Genomic DNA, 18,512 nt, shown 5'->3' on the forward strand with positions numbered 1-18,512 from the left:
AGGAATTGTAAAAATGGCAAAAGATATTAAATTTTCAGCGGATGCAAGAAGCGCCATGGTGCGTGGTGTTGATATTTTGGCAGATACCGTTAAAGTAACCTTAGGCCCTAAAGGGCGCAATGTCGTTCTTGAAAAATCATTTGGCTCACCACTCATCACAAATGACGGTGTCACCATTGCAAAAGAAATCGAACTCGAAGATCATTTTGAAAATATGGGAGCTAAGTTGGTGTCAGAGGTTGCATCAAAAACCAATGATATCGCTGGTGACGGAACAACTACTGCGACTGTGTTGACCCAAGCAATTGTCCGCGAAGGGATTAAAAATGTAACGGCTGGTGCAAACCCAATTGGCATTCGTCGTGGTATTGAAACAGCTGTTGCAACAGCTGTTGAAGCCTTAAAAGCAAACTCTGTTCCGGTTTCTAACAAAGAAGCCATTGCGCAAGTTGCAGCTGTCTCATCACGTTCTGAAAAAGTCGGAGAATACATTTCTGAAGCCATGGAAAAAGTTGGCAACGATGGTGTCATTACTATTGAAGAATCAAAAGGAATGGAAACAGAGCTAGATGTTGTTGAAGGTATGCAGTTTGACCGTGGCTATCTTTCTCAATACATGGTGACAGACAATGAAAAAATGGTTGCTGACTTAGATAATCCATATATTTTGATTACAGATAAGAAGATTTCTAATATCCAAGAAATTCTTCCTTTGTTGGAAAATATTTTGAAAACAAGCCGTCCGCTTTTGATTATCGCAGATGATGTCGACGGTGAAGCTCTTCCAACTCTTGTGTTGAATAAAATCCGCGGTACTTTCAATGTAGTCGCTGTGAAGGCACCAGGATTTGGGGATCGTCGTAAAGCGATGCTAGAAGATATTGCTATCTTGACTGGCGGTACAGTGATTACAGAAGACCTTGGTCTGGAATTGAAAGATGCAACGATTGAAGCACTTGGACAAGCCTCAAAAGTAACTGTGGACAAAGATAGCACTGTTATCGTTGAAGGATCTGGTGATGCAGAAGCGATTGCCAACCGTGTGGCTGTCATTAAGTCACAAATCGAAAGTTCTACATCTGACTTTGACCGTGAAAAGCTCCAAGAACGCTTAGCGAAATTGTCAGGTGGTGTGGCTGTCATCAAAGTTGGTGCTGCAACAGAAACAGAACTCAAAGAAATGAAACTCCGTATTGAAGATGCCCTCAATGCAACTCGTGCAGCTGTCGAAGAAGGGATTGTTTCAGGTGGTGGAACAGCCTTTGTCAATGTTTTAAGTGCCGTTGAAGCACTAGACTTGTCAGGTGACGAAGCAACTGGTCGCAACATCGTTCTTCGAGCATTGGAAGAACCTGTTCGTCAAATCGCTCTAAATGCAGGATTTGAAGGTTCTATCGTCATTGACCGCTTGAAAAATTCGGAAGCAGGGACTGGTTTCAATGCTGCTACCGGTGAATGGGTGAATATGATTGATGCAGGAATTATTGACCCAGTCAAGGTTACTCGTTCTGCTCTTCAAAATGCAGCTTCAGTAGCGAGCCTCATCTTAACAACTGAAGCAGTTGTTGCTAACCAACCAGAACCAGCTAGCCCTGCTCCAGCAATGGATCCAAGTATGATGGGTGGAATGATGTAGTTTAAGAAATACAGTTCTTAATCATGTTCAATTTTGTACAAGATTACTTTTATATTAAAGTGTAAGCGTGCCCTCAAGGATATTAAAAAGAGAAGTGGTGATGGATTCAATAAATCCAAGCTCGCTTCTCTTTTTATTATTTTTGAGTTTGGGCACATAAGATAGGTACAGAGAAGACAAACGAAACAGAATTATTGTTCATTGAATATTAGAGATTTATTCTCTCTTGCTGAATAAATTCGTGTTGCCTGAGAATGATATTCTATTCTGTCTATTTGTCACTACTCCCTTTCTGTGGTAAAATAGTGATACATTTCCAAGGAGAAAACGATGATTGATGTTGAAGAAATTCTGAGTAAAATGAATCCCAACCAAAAAATAAACTATGATCGTGTCATGCAGCGAATGGTCAAAGTTTGGGAGGCGGACCAGAAGCGTCCTACGGTTTTAATGCACACCTGCTGTGCGCCTTGCTCCACTTATACGCTGGAGTATTTGACCCAGTATGCGGACGTGACAGTTTATTTTGCCAATTCAAATATTCATCCCAAAGCAGAATACCAGCGTCGTGCCTATGTTGCCCAAAAATTTGTTCACGATTTCAATGAAAATACTGGTAATCATGTTCAATATTTAGAAGCCCCCTATGAGCCACAAGAATTTTTCCGAACAGTACACGGTTTGGAAGAAGAGCCGGAAGGTGGCGATCGTTGTAAAGTTTGCTATGATTATCGCTTGGATAAAACAGCGCAAGTGGCGGTTGATTTGGGATTTGATTATTTTGGAAGCGCCTTGACAATCAGCCCTCATAAAAATTCGCAGACGATCAATAGCGTTGGAATTGAAGTGCAGAAAGTTTACGCAACGCAGTATCTTCCTAGTGATTTCAAGAAAAATCAAGGCTATAAGCGCTCGGTCGAAATGTGCGAGGAGTACGACATTTACCGCCAATGCTATTGTGGTTGTGTATTTGCAGCACAAGCGCAAGGAATTGACCTCATTCAGATTAAAAAAGATGCGACAGCTTTTTTGAAAGGGAAAGATTTAGAAAAAGATTATTCGCATATTAAATTTACTGTCACGAATGGAGAATCCTAAAAATAATGCTTGTATTGGAGCTAATCGTGCTTCTTTGCACAAGGTTATTTTTGTTTATACATTTAGAAGTTTTATATCTTGACGTCATCAATATATTGTGTTATCATTTTTTTTAGCACAATATATGGTGGTTCGGCTGAGGCTGATAACCTGATATTGGATAGATTTGGGAGGTGCAGGAAGATAGTGATTATTTTAGCGGGCATGATTGGGGTAGGAAAGACGACCTACACTTATCGACTAGCCGAGGAATTAGGAACGCAGCCATTTTTTGAACCGGTAGAAGAAAATCCTATTTTGGATAAGTATTATGAAGACCCTGATAAGTATGGTTTTGCTTTGCAGATTTATTTTCTAAATAAACGCTTTAAAATGATCAAAGCGGCTTATTATGATGACAATAATATTCTAGATCGTTCTATCTATGAAGATGCTCTGTTTACCTATATCAATACGCTCAAAGGCAGCATTAGTGAGCAAGAGTACAATATCTATTTGGAACTTTTGGACAATATGATGGAAGAAATCCAAGGTCTGCCTAAGAAAGCGCCAGATTTGTTGATCTATTTAGACGGTAGTTTTGACCACATTATGGATAATATCAAAAAACGCGGTCGCGATTATGAGCAACCAAATGAAGAAAATGGACTCGCTGACTACTATCAACTGCTTTACAAGCATTATCAAAGTTGGTATGAGGATTACAATTACAGTCCTAAAATGAGAATTGCAACGGATGATTTGGATATTGCAGATCCAAATGATTGGAATCAAGTCTACCAACAAATTCAAGAAAAAATGAAAACAATTGGGCTTGAGAAATAAATTCAATCAAGAAAGTCTCGAAATCATTTCGAGATTTTTGTGTATATAAATAAAAAGGGAGATAGATGATAATGGATAGACAAGCGAAAATTCTTCAAGAAGCAAGAGATTTTGTTTATGCTGAATTGAAAGACGAGATGAGTGGGCATGACTGGTGGCATATTGTGCGCGTCACAAACAATGCTGTAGAAATTGCCAAACAAGAACAAGCAGATGTTTTTATTTGTGAGCTAGCTGCCTTGCTGCATGATATAGCTGACGGGAAATTAAATGAGAATGAAGGGGTGGGCTTGCAAAAGGTCAAGCAATGGCTACAGAATCATCAGGCTTCAGATGAGGAAACAGCTCATGTACTGGAGATTATTGCAACGATGTCATTTAAAGGTGGTCATCAAGAGAAAAATGTCAGCACTTTGGAGGGGAAAATTGTTCAAGACGCTGACCGTTTGGATGCGATTGGAGCGATTGGAATAGCACGCGCTATGGCTTATTCTGGACATACGGGCAGACCCATTCATGACCCTGCCTTGCGACCACGAGAAGATATGACGGTAGAAGAATATCGAAGCAATAAAGGAACAGCAATTCTACATTTTTATGAAAAGTTGTTGAAGTTAAAAGATTTGATGAATACAGACTATGCTAAGCAATTAGCGATAGGTCGCCACCACTTTTTGGAAGAATACTTAGAGCAATTCTACGCAGAATGGGATGCGAAAAAGTGACAAATAAGATACGAAAAAGCTGAGAATATGATTTCCCAGCTTTTTTAAATGCGATAGAAATAGCAACTAGATTATTTACGAAAGGCATCAATAATGTAGGTGAAGCCAGCAACTAAAAATGCAAAGGCAACGACATAAACGACAAAGACACTTGTAGCTACTGGATTGAACAGAATCACTAGACCTAGTAAAAATGCAAGCAATGCTATCCACATAATATGGCTACCAATAATAGGGAAAATCAATCCCAGACGATTACCTTTAAAGAAAGCAATAATGGCTTCTACAATTAACCAAATTCCTAAAATGGTTGGAATGACGACCGGCAGGGTCACAAAGCCATAAGCAACGAGGTAAAGAGCTAAGAGAAGATTAACAATCCCTTCGAAAAGATAAACAGGTGAGCGAAGCTCTTTTGGTACAGAGAAATAGCCTAAAATAGCTGCTATAGAAGCAACCAGTAAACCAAATGCAATCCACCAGCTGTAAGCAACAAGATTAGCTGCTGGGTTTGTAAATAGGAAAAGTGCTAAAAGGACAAAAACAACTCCTGTAAGGAATAGCAGTAAACGATTGGAAAATTTCATTTCAATACCCCCTATATAGTATAGTTTGATAATAAAAGTAGGGAATTATATACCTGTTTACACAACTACAAAGTATAGTTGTCAAATTTACAAAAATCTTATTTTAAGATACTATATATTGTGATTAGTGTAAAATGCTATATAGTTCCCCAAAAGTATTTTACATCTTTTTATAGGAAATGTCAATAAAATAAATGGACAATTTGGAAGTTTCAGTCTGATTCATGAAAAGAAAATCAGTTTTTATCATTTTGAAAATAAAAAGAGAAGATAAAATTTGTCTTCTCTACATGAAAATATTGTATGGCATCAAAGCAAAAGTAACTGGCTTTACACTATTTGTTAAGATGTAATTTGATTCAAAAAGAAAAGATAGATTTAAAAGTGGGGCAAATGATGGGGCAAAAATAGTTGAGAGTAAGTAAAAAAGCCTATATGGTAGGCTTTTGTATGTAAATATTAGATGCCCCCTACAGGGCTCGAACCTGTGACCCATGGATTAAGAGTCCACTGCTCTACCAACTGAGCTAAGGAGGCAACAGAAAAAGCTGTATTGGTGCCGGACCTTCACGATTTGTATTGAACCCGCGCAATTAAGCAGGTGGGCAACTCGCTCTAACTGAAGCTGCTTCCGCGTGAAACGGCCTGCAAGCTGTTAGAAGTCTTTTGTTTCCCTAATAATACAGAAAATAGTCGGTCAACACTTAAGTGTGAAGTCGTACACCACAGCGTTTCTATAATTATGATACCACAATTTTTGAAAAATTCAAGAGAAAAAATTGATTTTTTGCAAACGATACCATAATTTTTTAGTTATTTTTTAATTGATCAATCTTATTTTTAGTCATGCTAAGGGCTCGTTCGTACTTTCCATTTTCATTTGGAGTGAAATAATCGGCATTTTTTATTTTGTCAGGAAGATAGTCTTGCTGCACCCAGTTACCAGGATAATTATGTGGATATTTGTAATCCTGCGCATTTCCCAGCTCCTTGCTGCCAGCGTAGTGACCGTCTCGTAGATGACGGGGGATAGGCAAGTTCCCATTTTGTCGCAAATCAGAAAGAGCTTTATCTATAGCTACTATGGCAGAATTAGACTTAGGAGAAAGCGCTAGGTCAATGACAATGTTGGCAATGAGGATACGGGCTTCCGGAAATCCAATCCGCTGGGCTGCCTCTAAAGCTGTGACGGTATGAATCTGGGCGTCGGGGTTTGCCAAACCAATGTCCTCATAAGCGATGACCGTCAGACGTCGTGCGAGACTGGGAAGGTCTCCAGCTTCAATCAAGCGAGCTGCATAATGGAGACTGGCATTGACATCAGACCCGCGGATGGACTTTTGTAAGGCGGACAGGACATCATAGTGACCGTCTCCGTCCTTGTCCATAGTAATGTAGTTCTTTTGTAGGCTGTTTTCCATAATATCCAGAGTGATATGGCGAACGCCTGAATTATCCGCTGAGGTAGAAAGGACTGCTAAATCTAGAGAATTAAAGGCTGAACGCAAGTCGCCATTCGTGGAAGTGGCAATAAAATCCAGTGCGTCGTCATCTAGCTGGACAGGAAAATCAAAACCTCGTTCGGTGTCCGTCAGGGCTGTTTGAATGGCTTGTTTAATATCGTCATTTGTCAGAGGCTCCAGCTCGAAAATCTGTACCCGGCTGCGAATGGCAGGAGTGACAGAGAAGAAAGGATTTTCTGTTGTGGCACCAATCATGATGACCAGACCATTTTCTAAAAGAGGGAGAAGGAAGTCTTGTTTTGTCTTGTCTAAGCGGTGAATCTCATCTAAAAGCAGCACCAAACCACCAGAAAATTTGGCTTCTTCTGCAATCTCTTGCAGGCGCTTCTTACTATCAACGGTAGCATTAAAGGTCCGAAAAGCAAATTTGGTAGTTCCGGCAATAGCCGAAGCAATTGAAGTCTTGCCAATCCCTGGTGGACCGTAGAGAATCATGGAAGACAGGCGATTGGCTTCCACCATGCGACGAATGATTTTTCCTTCGCCAACCAGATGTTTCTGACCGATGACCTGATCGATATTTTTAGGCCGCATGCGAATCGCTAAATTTTCTGGCATACGTTTTCCTCCTTACTGGTATTCTTTTCAACTGTTCTGATTTATGTTACTATAGTTGTATCTATTTTAACACATTTTATAGGATTAGAGAGAGGCTGGCTATGGCGAAGTATGGATTTTTGGATATATTAGATGAAGAAATGGAGAAAAGCTTTCCATTTGACTATGAAATCAATTGGGACAAGAAAAACCATGCAGTAGAGCTGTCATTTCTCTTAGAAGTGCAAAATGCAAATAGCATAGAACTTTTAGATATAGATGGGGAAAGTAGTGCAGAAGATATTTTCTTTGAAGAAAGCGTTCTCTTTTATAACCCTGCTAAGTCTCACTTTGAAATAGAGGATTATCTAACAGTTGTCCCTTATGAGCCAAAGAAAGGTTTGTCTCGTGAATTCCTGACCTACTTTGTGGACTTTTTGAAGCAGACGGCCGAAGAAGGGTTAGATGCTCTCATGGACTTTCTAGCAGATCCAGCGGTAGAAGAATTTGAAATTGTCTGGAATAATGAAGCTTTTGAAAAAGGCAGAGCTGATTTGACTGAGACGGATTTCTATTCATATCCGAGGTACTAAAACACAAGCGTGTCCAAGAAGACGAGTAATTGTACGGAGGAAGGGGAGAATGAGCGATATGACTGTTTTGCATCAAACGTTTGATTTCTCAGGCTGTAAAATTGCTTTGCTGTATGGCGATACAATTTTGACCATTTTAAGAGACGATATTCCGACAATTCCTTACCCGAATATGTGGGATTTTCCTGGCGGTGGGAGAGAAAAGGATGAGACGCCTTTTGAGTGCATCAAAAGAGAAGTCTTCGAGGAGCTGGGCATTGAACTCATGGAGGATTCCATTACATGGGTCAAATGTTATCAGGGATTTGTTCATCCTGAGAAAGTTTCTGTTTTCATGGTGGCCTCTATTTGTCAAGAACTGATAGATCAGATTGTCTTTGGTGACGAAGGACAGGGCTACAAATTGGCAAATATAGAAGAATTATTAGCGGATGAAAACGTCATCCCGCAGTTGAAAAGTAGATTGGGAGATTATTTGGAGGTGCAGATATGATTCATATAGAACAAGCAGAAGCTACAGATTTAGAAACCATTATCAATATTCGACGTGCTAGTTTTAAAGCTGTCTACGAAAAATATCATGACCAGTATGACCCGTATCTGGAAGATAGGGAGCGGATTAAGTGGAAGTTGGTGGAACGTCCTAATAGTTTTTACTATTTTGTCAAAGACGAAGAGGAAATTGTTGGCTTTCTTCGCTTGCAGACCAACGATGCGCGAACAGAAGGTTGGCTTGGGACAGCTGCGATTTTACCTCAGTATCAGCGAAAAGGCTATGGTTATGAAGGGATTCACCTGCTTGAGAAAACATTTTCGACGATTACTCAGTGGGATTTATGTACGGTTTTCCAAGATGAGCCTATGGTCAAATTTTATGAAAAATGCGGCTATCATCAAACGCATACTGAACCAGATCAAGAGGGCATGGATATGGTTTATATGACGAAGGAAATTGAGTAGAGACTGGTAAATGAGGAGTAGTTGATGTGGAGTTTGGAGGATATTAAAAATATAGAGATATGGGAAAATTAACATACAAAACGTACTCATGGGATAAAGAGTTTGAAATCAAAGGTAATTTTTCAACTGACAAAACAAAAATTATTAGTGATGAGGGAAATAGCGGTATTTTGACTTACTCGCCTGAAGAGATTGTGTTAGAAATTTTTGGAGAGTTTCCTGATGACGATGTTATTAAAGTTAATTTTGAGAATCCAGTGGATAAAATTTATGGATTTGATTCCTCTGGTAAACTCTTGATTTTGGAATCTTATGGTAGTCCGTTTGGAACTTATAATATTCCAGGCTTTCCGATGAGGAAATATCGTATTAAAAATTTTAAAATTTTCACTATTGACTATAATTATTTAGAAAATGATGGGAACTTTGAGCAGTTACTGTCACAATTGATTGATCAGTTAGAAGATACTCAGATTCAAAACTATGAATTTTCTTTCGATCATATAGAGGATTGGATTGGTAAGTCTATTGTTAATACCGAACGAGATTTTGAACAGCAAGATTTTAATATCAATGTAAATCTTTCAAATTACCCTGTGAATCAAGTTGTCATAGAGTCTGAAAATTTAGAATTTAAAGATACTGTGGAGTATACATTTACTTATGATAATTTGACATTAAGTCCACATTATAAACTTATATTATCCCCGCATGGGAAGGGAAAAGTCTCATTCGATAAGTGCTATGAAGTCTCTATGAAGGTTAAGGACTTAGTTGAGATTTTATCTGATAAACCATTATCTTTTGTGGGGATAGAATTTTTATGTGAGAAACGTAAAGATAATAATTATCCTATTATTAAGGGGAAGTATTTTATTCAACATTCAAGGAGCGTTACCAGATGGGATAAATTTAGATTACATAATATTTCCTTAATGAAAATGGATAAAAAATTTGCAATTATTTTAAACGATTGGTTTAATAAGAAAGAAAAATTAGAATTTATTGTTAGTAAGTTCACAGCGAATTTACATGCAAAGCCGTACTTAGAAGATCAATTTATGGACTCAATAAGAAATCTAGAAGTGTATGCTAGAAATTTTATTGTACAACCTAAAAATATAATTTCAAACGAAGAAAGCGAGAATATAAATCGAGTAATCAATTATATAAATAAAAATGTAGATAAAGAGTTTAAAAACCGACTAAGAAATCGCTTGAAGTATAAACGAAAAGATAGTGACTTAAGGAAAAAATTGACTTATCTTTTTGAAAATATATCTGTAGAATTAAAGCAACAATATTTTTCAAATCAAGAGATATCAGAGGTTGTTAATAGATTATACGATACGAGGAACTATTATACCCACGGAGAAGAACGTTCTAATTATAAAAATTTAATAACTGACTACCATGAGATGTACGATTTACTTCAGCTTTGTCAAGAGGTATTACGGTTTTATATTTTTAAAGAAATTGGTTTAGAATATAGCAAGGAGTATTAGTTATATGAACACTTGGCAAGAACTAACCATTACGGTCAGCCGTGAGGCGGAAGAAGCAGTCAGTAATATTCTGATTGATTTAGGCAGTCAAGGTGTGGCGATTGATGACAGTGCGGATTATCTGGGGGAAGCTGGTCCTTTTGGGGAGGTGTTGCCTCAGGTAGAGCAGCTGAATACGGTTGGCATTACGGCTTATTATCCAGAAACAGCGAATCTTGAAAGTATTCGTCAGGAAGTGAAAGAGCGGTTGGCTCAGCTGAGGGATTTTGGTTTGGATATTGGAGAAACCCAGTTAACCACTCAGCAGCTGGCTGAGGAGGACTGGGCGGACAACTGGAAGAAATACTTTGAGCCAGCTCGCATTACCCATGACTTGACCATCGTGCCGTCATGGACGGACTATGAGGCTGGTCCGAGTGAGAAAGTCATCAAGCTAGATCCCGGTATGGCTTTTGGAACGGGCACTCATCCGACCACCAAGATGAGTCTCTTTGCTTTGGAGCAGGTCTTGCGGGGCGGAGAAACGGTGCTGGATGTAGGCACAGGAAGTGGTGTCCTCTCCATTGCTAGCTCTCTCTTGGGCGCTAAGGATCTCTATGCCTATGACTTGGACGATGTGGCTGTCCGTGTTGCTCAGGAAAATATTGCCTTGAATGCTGGGACTGAAAATATTCAGGTGGCAGCTGGCGACCTTCTCAAAGGCGTTGACATCGAGGCGGATGTCATTGTAGCTAATATTCTGGCGGATATTTTGGTAAATCTGACGGACGATGCTTACCGTTTGCTTAAGGATGAGGGCTATCTGATTATGAGCGGGATTATCTCTGAGAAATGGGATCTGGTGCGGGAGTCGGCAGAAGCTGCTGGATTTTCCCTAGAGATTCACATGATTCAAGGCGAGTGGAATGCCTGTGTCTTTAAGAAAACCAAGGAGATTTCAGGAGTGATAGGAGGCTAGATGCAGCAGTATTTTGTGAAGGGACAGGTTGAAAATCCTGTCATTATCAGAGATAAAGATACCCTTAAGCATATGTTTTCTGTCATGCGTTTGGTAGAAGATGATGAAGTGGTGCTGGTTTTTGAAGATGGCATTAAACGTCTAGCAAGAGTTGCGGATAGGGAGCGCCACGTGTTGAATCTGGTAGAAAAATTTCCAGATAACGCGGAGCTGCCGCTTCATGTGACGGTTGCTTCTGGCTTTCCCAAGGGAGATAAGCTGGAATGGGTGGCTCAGAAAACGACAGAACTGGGAGCAGCTGCTATCTGGGCTTTTCCAGCAGACTGGTCTGTAGCCAAGTGGGACGGTAAGAAATTAGCCAAAAAGGCAGAAAAATTTGAAAAGATTGTTTTGGGAGCAGCTGAGCAGAGCAAACGCAATCGGGTACCAGAAGTCCGACTTTTTGAGAAGAAAATTGATTTTTTAGATTGTTTGAGCCAGTTTGACCGCGTCATTGTAGCTTATGAGGAATCTGCCAAAGAGGGGGAGTCTGCTGCTTTGGTCAAGGCTGTGACAGGACTCGAAATAGGAAGTCGGATTTTATTTGTTTTTGGGCCAGAAGGCGGTCTGTCTCCAGCAGAAATTACTACATTGGAAGAAGCAGGAGCTATACTTGCAGGGCTAGGTCCACGTATCTTGCGGACAGAGACAGCTCCACTTTACGCATTAAGTGCAGTTAGTGTTTTGACAGAATTGATACAGTAGGAAAAAGTAGCTTTAATAGCTCTCATTTCTATTGTTCTTAACTCCTAACTTTGGTATAATATAAGTGAAATATCTAGTTTAGCTAGAAAGGGTGGAAGCACGGAAACAAATCTGCTGGCTAGATTGCGAAAACTGCTTTTGCTTGGTAAGGAGAGGAGGTTCATCATGTCTTTATCTACCTTATTTGAGCTGTTTATTGCTATTTTAGGTGTTGTATCAGCTTGCTATCTCATTTATGCTTATGTTGAATTTATCGGAGATATGCTACATGCAGAAAAGCATCACCTCTTCCATCACAACCCGCCTATATAAAGGCGGGCTTTTTCTAAACTTAGAGTAATTACTATTTACTGGGTATGGCTTATATGTAATCGCAGTTTGAAAAAAATCGGCCATTTCTCACAGAAGCTTTGCATTCTTCTGTGTTTCCTTGTTTTCATATTGCCTTAAAAGTGATAAAATGGTAGGAAGAACTGGAGAGAGAACATGCCAAAAGAAGTGAATTTAACAGGCGATCAAGTGGTCGCTCTTACTAGAAAGTATTTATCATCAGAAGATGTCACCTTGGTGCAAAAAGCTCTATTCTATGCAGTAGATCGACATAGAGGGCAATTTCGTCAGTCGGGTGAGCCCTATATTATCCATCCGATCCAAGTAGCAGGGATTTTAGCGAAGTTGAAGCTGGATGCGGTCAGTGTCGCTTGCGGTTTTTTGCATGACGTAGTAGAAGATACAAATGCGACTTTAGATGATTTGGAGCGCGAATTTGGACATGAAGTGCGCGTGATTGTCGATGGTGTGACCAAACTTGGTAAAGTCAAGTATATGTCTCATGAGGAGCAGTTGGCTGAAAACCACCGCAAAATGCTAATGGCGATGTCCAAGGATATCCGTGTCATTTTGGTAAAACTAGCAGACCGTTTGCACAATATGAGAACACTTAAGCACCTGCGCAAAGACAAACAGGAACGCATCTCACGCGAAACCATGGAAATTTATGCTCCATTAGCTCATCGTTTGGGGATTTCGAGTGTTAAATGGGAACTAGAAGATTTAGCTTTTCGTTATTTGAATCCGACAGAATTTTATAAGATTTCCCATCTGATGAAAGAAAAACGTCGGGAACGTGAGGAATTAGTGGACGAAGTGGTTCATAAGATTGAAACCTATGCGTCTGAGCGTAATCTTCATGGGGAAATTTACGGTCGTCCAAAGCATATTTATTCGATTTATCGGAAAATGCAGGACAAGAAAAAGCGTTTTGATGAAATTTATGACTTGATTGCTATTCGCTGCATTTTAGATACGCAAAGTGATGTGTATGCCATGCTGGGTTACATTCATGAACTTTGGCGACCAATGCCCGGACGTTTTAAAGATTATATTGCCAATCGCAAAGCAAACGGTTATCAGTCTATCCACACCACCGTTTATGGGCCTAAAGGTCCGATTGAGTTTCAAATTCGGACGAAAGAGATGCACGAAGTGGCTGAATACGGGGTTGCCGCTCACTGGGCTTATAAAAAAGGCATTAAAGGTCAAGTTGATAGCAAAGAATCTGCGATTGGAATGAACTGGATCAAGGAGATGATGGAACTCCAAGACCAATCAAACGATGCGCAAGATTTTGTGGATTCTGTCAAAGAAAATTACCTGGCTGAGGAAATATATGTCTTTACACCGGACGGAGCTGTCCGCTCGTTGCCAAAAGACTCTGGACCGATTGATTTTGCTTATGAAATCCATACCAAAGTTGGTGAAAAAGCGGTCGGTGCCAAGGTAAATGGTCGCATGGTGCCACTGACTACGAAGTTAAAAACAGGGGATCAAGTCGAGATTATCACCAGTTCCAACTCCTTTGGACCAAGCCGTGACTGGATAAATGTTGTAAAAACAAGCAAGGCACGCAATAAGATTCGTCAATTTTTCAAAAACCAAGACAAGGAATTGTCCATTTCTAAAGGGCGCGAACTTTTACAGGCACAATTCCAAGAACATGGCTATGTAGCCAATAAATACATGGACAAAAAGCACATGGAAGAAGTCCTGCAAAAAACGAGCTACAAAACAGAAGAAGCTCTTTTTGCGGCAATTGGTTTTGGTGAGATTGGTGCGATTTCTATTTTTAATCGTTTGACAGAAAAAGAACGCCGTGAGGAAGAACGCGCTAAAGCGAGAGCTGAAGCAGAAGAGCTTGTCAAGGGCGGCGAAGTGAAACGGGAGAATAAAGAAACGCTGAAAGTCAAGCATGAGGGCGGCGTTATTATCCAAGGTGCGTCGGGGCTTTTGATACGGATTGCCAAATGCTGTAATCCAGTTCCTGGTGACGAGATTGTCGGGTACATTACCAAAGGTCGTGGGGTAGCAATTCACCGTAAGGACTGTATGAATCTGCGGGCGCAGGAAAATTATGAGCAGCGTTTGATTGATGTCGAATGGGAAGAAAATACCTCTACGAAAGAATATACAGCACACATTGATATTTATGGTTTGAATCGAGCAGGTCTTTTAAACGATGTGCTACAAGTCTTGTCCAATACAACCAAGAATATTTCTACTGTCAATGCACAGCCAACGAAGGATATGAAATTTGCAAACATCCATGTTTCTTTCGGAATCGCTAATTTATCTATGCTCACGACAGTTGTAGATAAGATTAAGAGCGTGCCAGAAGTTTATTCTGTCAAACGGACAAACGGCTAAGTGAGGACAACAGAGCGGAAATGTTTTGCTGGAATTGCGTTCTTGTAAATTTATTCACAAAATGTAACAGAAATTAGAAAGTTCAAAATGAAAATAGTGATTCAGCGTGTGAAGCGGGCTTCGGTATCGATTGATAGCAAACTTTACAATCAAATTCAGCAAGGACTGCTGTTGTTAGTCGGTGTTGCCCCAGATGATGATCAAGAAGATGTGGCGTATGCAGCGAGAAAAATTGCCAATATGCGGATTTTTTTAGATGATGAAGACAAGATGAACTTGTCCATTAAAGACGTAAAGGGAGAGATTCTTTCTATTTCTCAATTTACCCTTTACGCAGATACAGAAAAAGGCAATCGCCCAGCTTTTACAGGCGCTGCGCAACCAGACTTGGCTAGTCAACTATATGATGACTTCAACGAATTGCTAGGTCGAGAAATAGCTGTTAAAACAGGTGTTTTCGCAGCTGATATGCAGGTTGAGCTAGTCAATGACGGACCGGTGACGATTGTGTTAGATACGAAGAATCGTTGAGAAAAGGATAAATAAAAACGAGTCTGGGACAAAACTGTTCCAGACTCGTTTGCTTTCTAGGATAAAACTCAATACGCATTGAGCAGTCTCTAATGTGTTGGTGTTATCAGCTTCGACTTCTTTTTAGATTTTCTCCACATAAAGCTGTTGAGCGATAACAGAGTTGACTTGCAGCTCTTTTCCATTGACCTTGAGCGCATACAGTTGAGCGTAAGGATCGTATTGTTCCAGTATCAGCGTATCTCCCAGATGTAAATTGTGCTTTTCCAAATATTTTAATAACTCAAATTCGTCATGGACACGTGCTAAGCGATAGGTCCCAGCATTTTCAACTTGATCCAATGTTAGCTGATACTTTTCAACTAGTAATTCACCTTTTGCTGGAATGGTTCCGCCGTGGGGGCAAGTTTCTGGGTAACCTAGCATTTTTTCTAAGCGCTCGACAAATAATTCTGAAACGGTGTGTTCTAAAACTTCCGCTTCCTCGTGGATTTGATCAGTTGTGGTGTATTGTAGATTGTGTACCAGAAAATATTCAATTAAGCGATGTTTGCGATATAGTTCAGAGACAAGGTGGAGACCAAGTCTGGTCAATAAATAGCCCTTAATCTTATCTTTTATAATTAATTTTTCAGCAATCATCTTTTTAATCATTTCTGTGACAGCTGGGGGAGACACCTGCATTTGGGCCGCGATTTCTTTATTTGTAATTTTTTGAGTATGCGTACCGATCTCATAAATACATTTGAGGTAATCTTCTTTGTTTGGGGTCATGTTGTCCTTTTACTCCTTATCTTACTAGTATATCAAAAATAGTTTAAGAATACAGCCGATAACCGCTTATTTCAGAGAAATGAAAGGCTTATTTATTCAAGAAGAATTTTAAGTAAAAAGGAACTGGCAATCAATTCCGGCTCCTTTTTCCATTTCTTATTTGCTAAGACCTTCTGAAATCTTATCTAAGTTCCATTTCATCATGTCATAGTAGCTATCGCCTTTTTCTCCTTTTTCAGCGACTGAGTCAGTGAAAATTTTAGCATAAATTGGAATTTTCGTATCTTTTGAAACGGTCTTCATTGGACGTTCATCGACACTACTTTCGACAAAGAGTGAAGGGACTTTGGTTTTACGAAGTTTTTCAACCAATGTTTTGATTTGGTCTGGAGTTCCTTCTTCTTCTGTGTTGATTTCCCAAATGTAAGCAGAAGGCACGCCGTAGGCTTTAGAGAAGTATTTGAAGCAACCTTCGCTGGTAACAATCATTTTCTTGTCAGCAGGAATGTTGTTGAATTTTTCCTTTGCTTCCTTGTCTAATTTTTCTAATTTTGCAGTATATGCTTTCAAGTTTTTTTCGTAAGTTTCTTTATTTTTAGGGTCTTTTTCAATCAAACGTTTTGTAATATTTTTTGCATAGATCACTCCGTTTTCAAGATTGAGCCAAGCGTGTGGATCTTCTTTTCCTTTTTCATTCTGACCTTCAAGATAAATGACCTCAACACCGTCACTTACAGCATAGTAATCTTTGTTTTCAGTCTTTTTCGCATTTTTAACTAATTTTGTAAACCAAGCATTTCCGCCTGTTTCAAGATTGATACCATTATAGAAGATTAAATCAGCATTAGAAGTTTTCTTGACATCGTCTGGAAGTGGTTCATATTCGTGTGGGTCTTTTCCGACTGGAACAATGCTGTGCAGATTGATTTTATCACCAGCGATATTTTTTGTAATATCAGCAATGATCGAGTTGGTAGCAACAACATTCAATTTTGAATTCTTAGTAGATGTTCCTTTCTGACCAGCGCAGGCAAAGAGTCCTACGACAGCCAAAAACAGAACGGCGACAAAACCTAATTTTTTCATGTAAGGTTCTCCTTTGATAAATTTAATACTAACTTTATTTTAGCTTGGGTTTGTTTTTAAGTTTGTTAAATCGTTGTTTTGGAGCGATAAAGAAACTAATGGCAAAGATAATGGCAGATGTCAGTACAATACTTGAACCAGCCGCAACATTAAAGGTATAGCCGATGAAAAGTCCTAAGACAGATGCAAGTGCCCCCAAGCTAGAAGACAAGATAATCATCGTTTTAAGACTGTTAGCGTAAAGATAAGCAGTAGCAGCAGGTGTAATCAGCATAGCAACAATCAAAATTGTTCCCACGCTTTGCATAGCTGTAACTGCAACCAGCGTCAAGAGAATCATCAAGAGATAATGATAAAAGTTGACTGGCATCCCCATCGCTTTTGCCAGAAGTGGATCGAAAGATGTAATCAATAATTCTTTGAAGAATAGTCCAATAATAATTAGAACAGCGATTCCGACACCGATTGTAATCCACATGTCAATGTCTTGCACAGCTAAGATATTCCCAAAAAGAATATGGAAAAGGTCAGTTGAGCTATTAGCAACTCCAATCAAAATGACTCCAAGAGCTAAAAAGGAACTAAAAGTTATTCCAATGGCAGTATCACTTTTGATAATTGAATTTCCTTTAATATAAGTAATAATGACCGAAGCTAAAAGTCCAAAAACAATGGCTCCGATAAAGAAGTTGATTCCTAAAATAAAGGAGAGCGCAACTCCCGGCAAGACCGCGTGTGAAATGGCATCGCCCATCAAAGACATGCCTCTTAGGATAATGAAGCAACCAACTGCTCCAGCAACAATCCCGATGACAATGGCTGTAATCAGCGCATTTTGTAGAAAATGGAAATTTTGTAGTCCATCAATAAATTCTGAAAACATATTAAAGACCTCCATTCACAAAAAGCTGAGAGCCATAGGCTTTTTTCAAGTTTTCTTCTGTGAAAGTTGATGAAGTTTCTCCAATGGCAATGAGTTCTTTATTCAAAATTAAAACTTGATCAAAGTAATGTGGGACTTTTCCTAAGTCATGGTGAACAATGAGAATCGTTTTTCCTTGTTCTTTTAGACTGCGTAGCGTTGTCATGATGATTTCTTCACTGATTGAATCAATCCCAACGAATGGTTCATCCAGAAAGATACAGTCAGCTTCTTGTACTAGACAGCGCGCAATCAAGATCCGTTGAAATTGCCCTCCTGACAATTGGCTGATTTGGCGTTCAGCATAATCCTCTAAGCCGACAATGCGTAGTGCATTTGTCACCTTGTCCCAGTCTGTGCTTGTTAGTCTGTGGAAGAGTTTCACTTTTGGATACAGTCCAAGAGACACACACTCTTTCACTTTGATAGGGAAGTTGTAGTCAATGTGAACTTTTTGTTCCACATAAGCTACATGGCTAAGTACCTTTGAGAATTCTTTATCATCAAGATAAGTTTGTCCAACATGATCAATGATGCCCAACATTCCTTTTAAAAGGGTGGATTTACCAGCTCCGTTGGGACCAATAACTCCCATGATAGTTGGGCCTTGGATTTCCAAAGAAATCTGATTGAGAGCAAGCGTTTCCTGATAAGAGACACTTAAATTTTCGATACGTATCATTTTTATACACCCCTGCTATTAATATACCTTAAAATAAAAATTAAGTCAAGTTAATTTTTAGATTTTTTAAGAAAATCAGAAGCAAGGTTTGCCAGAAAACTCCCTTTTGATAAAAGTTTGATT

General features: G+C 39.4%; 19 protein-coding genes and 1 tRNA gene. 13 read left to right on the forward strand and 7 right to left on the reverse strand.

The window, feature by feature from the left end; translation table 11 throughout:
* The first annotated feature begins 13 nt into the window (after nt 1–13).
* The 4 genes from groL to ABKA15_RS01505 all read left to right on the forward strand — a co-directional run bounded on the left by groL (nt 14) and on the right by ABKA15_RS01505 (nt 4,284).
* Entirely contained in the window at nt 14–1,636 is a 1,623-nt protein-coding gene (groL, locus tag ABKA15_RS01490; protein ID WP_049513151.1) for a chaperonin GroEL, read from the forward strand.
* Between the two features lie 330 nt (nt 1,637–1,966).
* Nucleotides 1,967–2,734: an epoxyqueuosine reductase QueH gene (locus ABKA15_RS01495; protein WP_049513149.1), complete on the forward strand. Its 768-nt coding sequence runs from the start codon at nt 1,967–1,969 to the stop codon at nt 2,732–2,734.
* A gap of 186 nt (nt 2,735–2,920) precedes the next feature.
* Entirely contained in the window at nt 2,921–3,559 is a 639-nt protein-coding gene (locus ABKA15_RS01500; RefSeq protein ID WP_049513147.1) for a deoxynucleoside kinase, read from the forward strand.
* A 65-nt stretch (nt 3,560–3,624) separates the two neighbouring features.
* On the forward strand, nt 3,625–4,284 hold the full coding sequence (locus ABKA15_RS01505) for an HD domain-containing protein (RefSeq protein WP_080984153.1): 660 nt from the start codon (nt 3,625–3,627) through the stop codon (nt 4,282–4,284).
* A 71-nt stretch (nt 4,285–4,355) separates the two neighbouring features.
* On the opposite strand, the gene ABKA15_RS01510 is transcribed toward ABKA15_RS01505, so the two are convergent.
* The 3 genes from ABKA15_RS01510 to ABKA15_RS01520 all read right to left on the reverse strand — a co-directional run bounded on the left by ABKA15_RS01510 (nt 4,356) and on the right by ABKA15_RS01520 (nt 6,952).
* On the reverse strand, nt 4,356–4,871 hold the full coding sequence (locus tag ABKA15_RS01510; protein WP_049513143.1) for a DUF308 domain-containing protein: 516 nt from the start codon (nt 4,869–4,871) through the stop codon (nt 4,356–4,358).
* Between the two features lie 464 nt (nt 4,872–5,335).
* Nucleotides 5,336–5,408 (reverse strand) — tRNA-Lys (locus ABKA15_RS01515).
* Between the two features lie 272 nt (nt 5,409–5,680).
* Nucleotides 5,681–6,952 carry a replication-associated recombination protein A gene (locus tag ABKA15_RS01520; RefSeq protein ID WP_049513141.1) on the reverse strand — a complete coding sequence of 424 codons (1,272 nt, stop codon included), beginning with the start codon at nt 6,950–6,952 and terminating at the stop codon, nt 5,681–5,683.
* 101 nt (nt 6,953–7,053) lie between these two features.
* On the opposite strand from ABKA15_RS01520, the gene ABKA15_RS01525 reads away from it, so the two are divergent.
* From ABKA15_RS01525 to dtd, 9 genes are all read left to right on the forward strand, one after another.
* Nucleotides 7,054–7,524 carry a DUF3013 family protein gene (locus tag ABKA15_RS01525; RefSeq protein WP_106387983.1) on the forward strand — a complete coding sequence of 157 codons (471 nt, stop codon included), beginning with the start codon at nt 7,054–7,056 and terminating at the stop codon, nt 7,522–7,524.
* 49 nt (nt 7,525–7,573) lie between these two features.
* On the forward strand, nt 7,574–8,017 hold the full coding sequence (locus ABKA15_RS01530; protein ID WP_106387984.1) for an NUDIX hydrolase: 444 nt from the start codon (nt 7,574–7,576) through the stop codon (nt 8,015–8,017).
* Nucleotides 8,014–8,484 carry a GNAT family N-acetyltransferase gene (locus tag ABKA15_RS01535; RefSeq protein ID WP_350015364.1) on the forward strand — a complete coding sequence of 157 codons (471 nt, stop codon included), beginning with the start codon at nt 8,014–8,016 and terminating at the stop codon, nt 8,482–8,484. Before ABKA15_RS01530 ends, ABKA15_RS01535 begins: the two co-directional genes overlap by 4 nt.
* A gap of 59 nt (nt 8,485–8,543) precedes the next feature.
* On the forward strand, nt 8,544–9,989 hold the full coding sequence (locus ABKA15_RS01540) for a HEPN domain-containing protein (RefSeq protein WP_186832749.1): 1,446 nt from the start codon (nt 8,544–8,546) through the stop codon (nt 9,987–9,989).
* Between the two features lie 4 nt (nt 9,990–9,993).
* Nucleotides 9,994–10,947, forward strand: a complete 954-nt coding sequence (gene prmA, locus ABKA15_RS01545; protein ID WP_186832748.1) for a 50S ribosomal protein L11 methyltransferase — start codon at nt 9,994–9,996, stop codon at nt 10,945–10,947.
* The gene (locus ABKA15_RS01550) at nt 10,948–11,691 is read left to right on the forward strand and encodes a 16S rRNA (uracil(1498)-N(3))-methyltransferase (RefSeq protein WP_186832747.1); all 744 of its coding nucleotides are present in this window, start codon (nt 10,948–10,950) and stop codon (nt 11,689–11,691) included. It abuts the gene before it with no gap.
* A gap of 165 nt (nt 11,692–11,856) precedes the next feature.
* Nucleotides 11,857–12,003 carry a hypothetical protein gene (locus tag ABKA15_RS01555; RefSeq protein ID WP_003028899.1) on the forward strand — a complete coding sequence of 49 codons (147 nt, stop codon included), beginning with the start codon at nt 11,857–11,859 and terminating at the stop codon, nt 12,001–12,003.
* A 174-nt stretch (nt 12,004–12,177) separates the two neighbouring features.
* Nucleotides 12,178–14,394: a bifunctional (p)ppGpp synthetase/guanosine-3',5'-bis(diphosphate) 3'-pyrophosphohydrolase gene (locus tag ABKA15_RS01560; protein ID WP_049513126.1), complete on the forward strand. Its 2,217-nt coding sequence runs from the start codon at nt 12,178–12,180 to the stop codon at nt 14,392–14,394.
* Between the two features lie 87 nt (nt 14,395–14,481).
* Nucleotides 14,482–14,925, forward strand: a complete 444-nt coding sequence (gene dtd, locus ABKA15_RS01565; protein ID WP_350015365.1) for a D-aminoacyl-tRNA deacylase — start codon at nt 14,482–14,484, stop codon at nt 14,923–14,925.
* Nucleotides 14,926–15,048: 123 nt separating this feature from the next.
* Here the strand turns inward: dtd and ABKA15_RS01570 are convergent, their stop codons facing one another.
* From ABKA15_RS01570 to ABKA15_RS01585, 4 genes are all read right to left on the reverse strand, one after another.
* On the reverse strand, nt 15,049–15,699 hold the full coding sequence (locus tag ABKA15_RS01570) for a metal-dependent transcriptional regulator (RefSeq protein WP_106387989.1): 651 nt from the start codon (nt 15,697–15,699) through the stop codon (nt 15,049–15,051).
* Between the two features lie 156 nt (nt 15,700–15,855).
* On the reverse strand, nt 15,856–16,785 hold the full coding sequence (locus ABKA15_RS01575; protein WP_186832745.1) for a metal ABC transporter substrate-binding protein: 930 nt from the start codon (nt 16,783–16,785) through the stop codon (nt 15,856–15,858).
* A 34-nt stretch (nt 16,786–16,819) separates the two neighbouring features.
* Nucleotides 16,820–17,668, reverse strand: coding sequence for a metal ABC transporter permease (locus tag ABKA15_RS01580; RefSeq protein WP_301331516.1), 849 nt, complete (start codon nt 17,666–17,668; stop codon nt 16,820–16,822).
* Nucleotide 17,669: 1 nt separating this feature from the next.
* On the reverse strand, nt 17,670–18,389 hold the full coding sequence (locus tag ABKA15_RS01585) for a metal ABC transporter ATP-binding protein (RefSeq protein WP_003028891.1): 720 nt from the start codon (nt 18,387–18,389) through the stop codon (nt 17,670–17,672).
* Nucleotides 18,390–18,512 lie beyond the last annotated feature (123 nt).

The sequence above is a fragment of the Streptococcus sp. KHUD_010 genome (genome assembly GCF_040207525.1).
GTDB lineage: Bacteria > Bacillota > Bacilli > Lactobacillales > Streptococcaceae > Streptococcus > Streptococcus hominis.

Bases quoted from the DNA above. Each gene is read 5' to 3' on its own strand.
- groL (WP_049513151.1), top strand. From the start codon at position 14: ATGGCAAAAGATATTAAATTTTCAGCGGATGCAAGAAGCGCCATGGTG.
- ABKA15_RS01495 (WP_049513149.1), top strand. From the start codon at position 1,967: ATGATTGATGTTGAAGAAATTCTGAGTAAAATGAATCCCAACCAAAAA.
- ABKA15_RS01505 (WP_080984153.1), top strand. From the start codon at position 3,625: ATGATAATGGATAGACAAGCGAAAATTCTTCAAGAAGCAAGAGATTTT.
- ABKA15_RS01510 (WP_049513143.1), bottom strand. From the start codon at position 4,871: ATGAAATTTTCCAATCGTTTACTGCTATTCCTTACAGGAGTTGTTTTT.
- ABKA15_RS01520 (WP_049513141.1), bottom strand. From the start codon at position 6,952: ATGCCAGAAAATTTAGCGATTCGCATGCGGCCTAAAAATATCGATCAG.
- ABKA15_RS01525 (WP_106387983.1), top strand. From the start codon at position 7,054: ATGGCGAAGTATGGATTTTTGGATATATTAGATGAAGAAATGGAGAAA.
- ABKA15_RS01530 (WP_106387984.1), top strand. From the start codon at position 7,574: ATGAGCGATATGACTGTTTTGCATCAAACGTTTGATTTCTCAGGCTGT.
- ABKA15_RS01535 (WP_350015364.1), top strand. From the start codon at position 8,014: ATGATTCATATAGAACAAGCAGAAGCTACAGATTTAGAAACCATTATC.
- ABKA15_RS01540 (WP_186832749.1), top strand. From the start codon at position 8,544: ATGGGAAAATTAACATACAAAACGTACTCATGGGATAAAGAGTTTGAA.
- prmA (WP_186832748.1), top strand. From the start codon at position 9,994: ATGAACACTTGGCAAGAACTAACCATTACGGTCAGCCGTGAGGCGGAA.
- ABKA15_RS01550 (WP_186832747.1), top strand. From the start codon at position 10,948: ATGCAGCAGTATTTTGTGAAGGGACAGGTTGAAAATCCTGTCATTATC.
- ABKA15_RS01555 (WP_003028899.1), top strand. From the start codon at position 11,857: ATGTCTTTATCTACCTTATTTGAGCTGTTTATTGCTATTTTAGGTGTT.
- ABKA15_RS01560 (WP_049513126.1), top strand. From the start codon at position 12,178: ATGCCAAAAGAAGTGAATTTAACAGGCGATCAAGTGGTCGCTCTTACT.
- dtd (WP_350015365.1), top strand. From the start codon at position 14,482: ATGAAAATAGTGATTCAGCGTGTGAAGCGGGCTTCGGTATCGATTGAT.
- ABKA15_RS01570 (WP_106387989.1), bottom strand. From the start codon at position 15,699: ATGACCCCAAACAAAGAAGATTACCTCAAATGTATTTATGAGATCGGT.
- ABKA15_RS01575 (WP_186832745.1), bottom strand. From the start codon at position 16,785: ATGAAAAAATTAGGTTTTGTCGCCGTTCTGTTTTTGGCTGTCGTAGGA.
- ABKA15_RS01580 (WP_301331516.1), bottom strand. From the start codon at position 17,668: ATGTTTTCAGAATTTATTGATGGACTACAAAATTTCCATTTTCTACAA.
- ABKA15_RS01585 (WP_003028891.1), bottom strand. From the start codon at position 18,389: ATGATACGTATCGAAAATTTAAGTGTCTCTTATCAGGAAACGCTTGCT.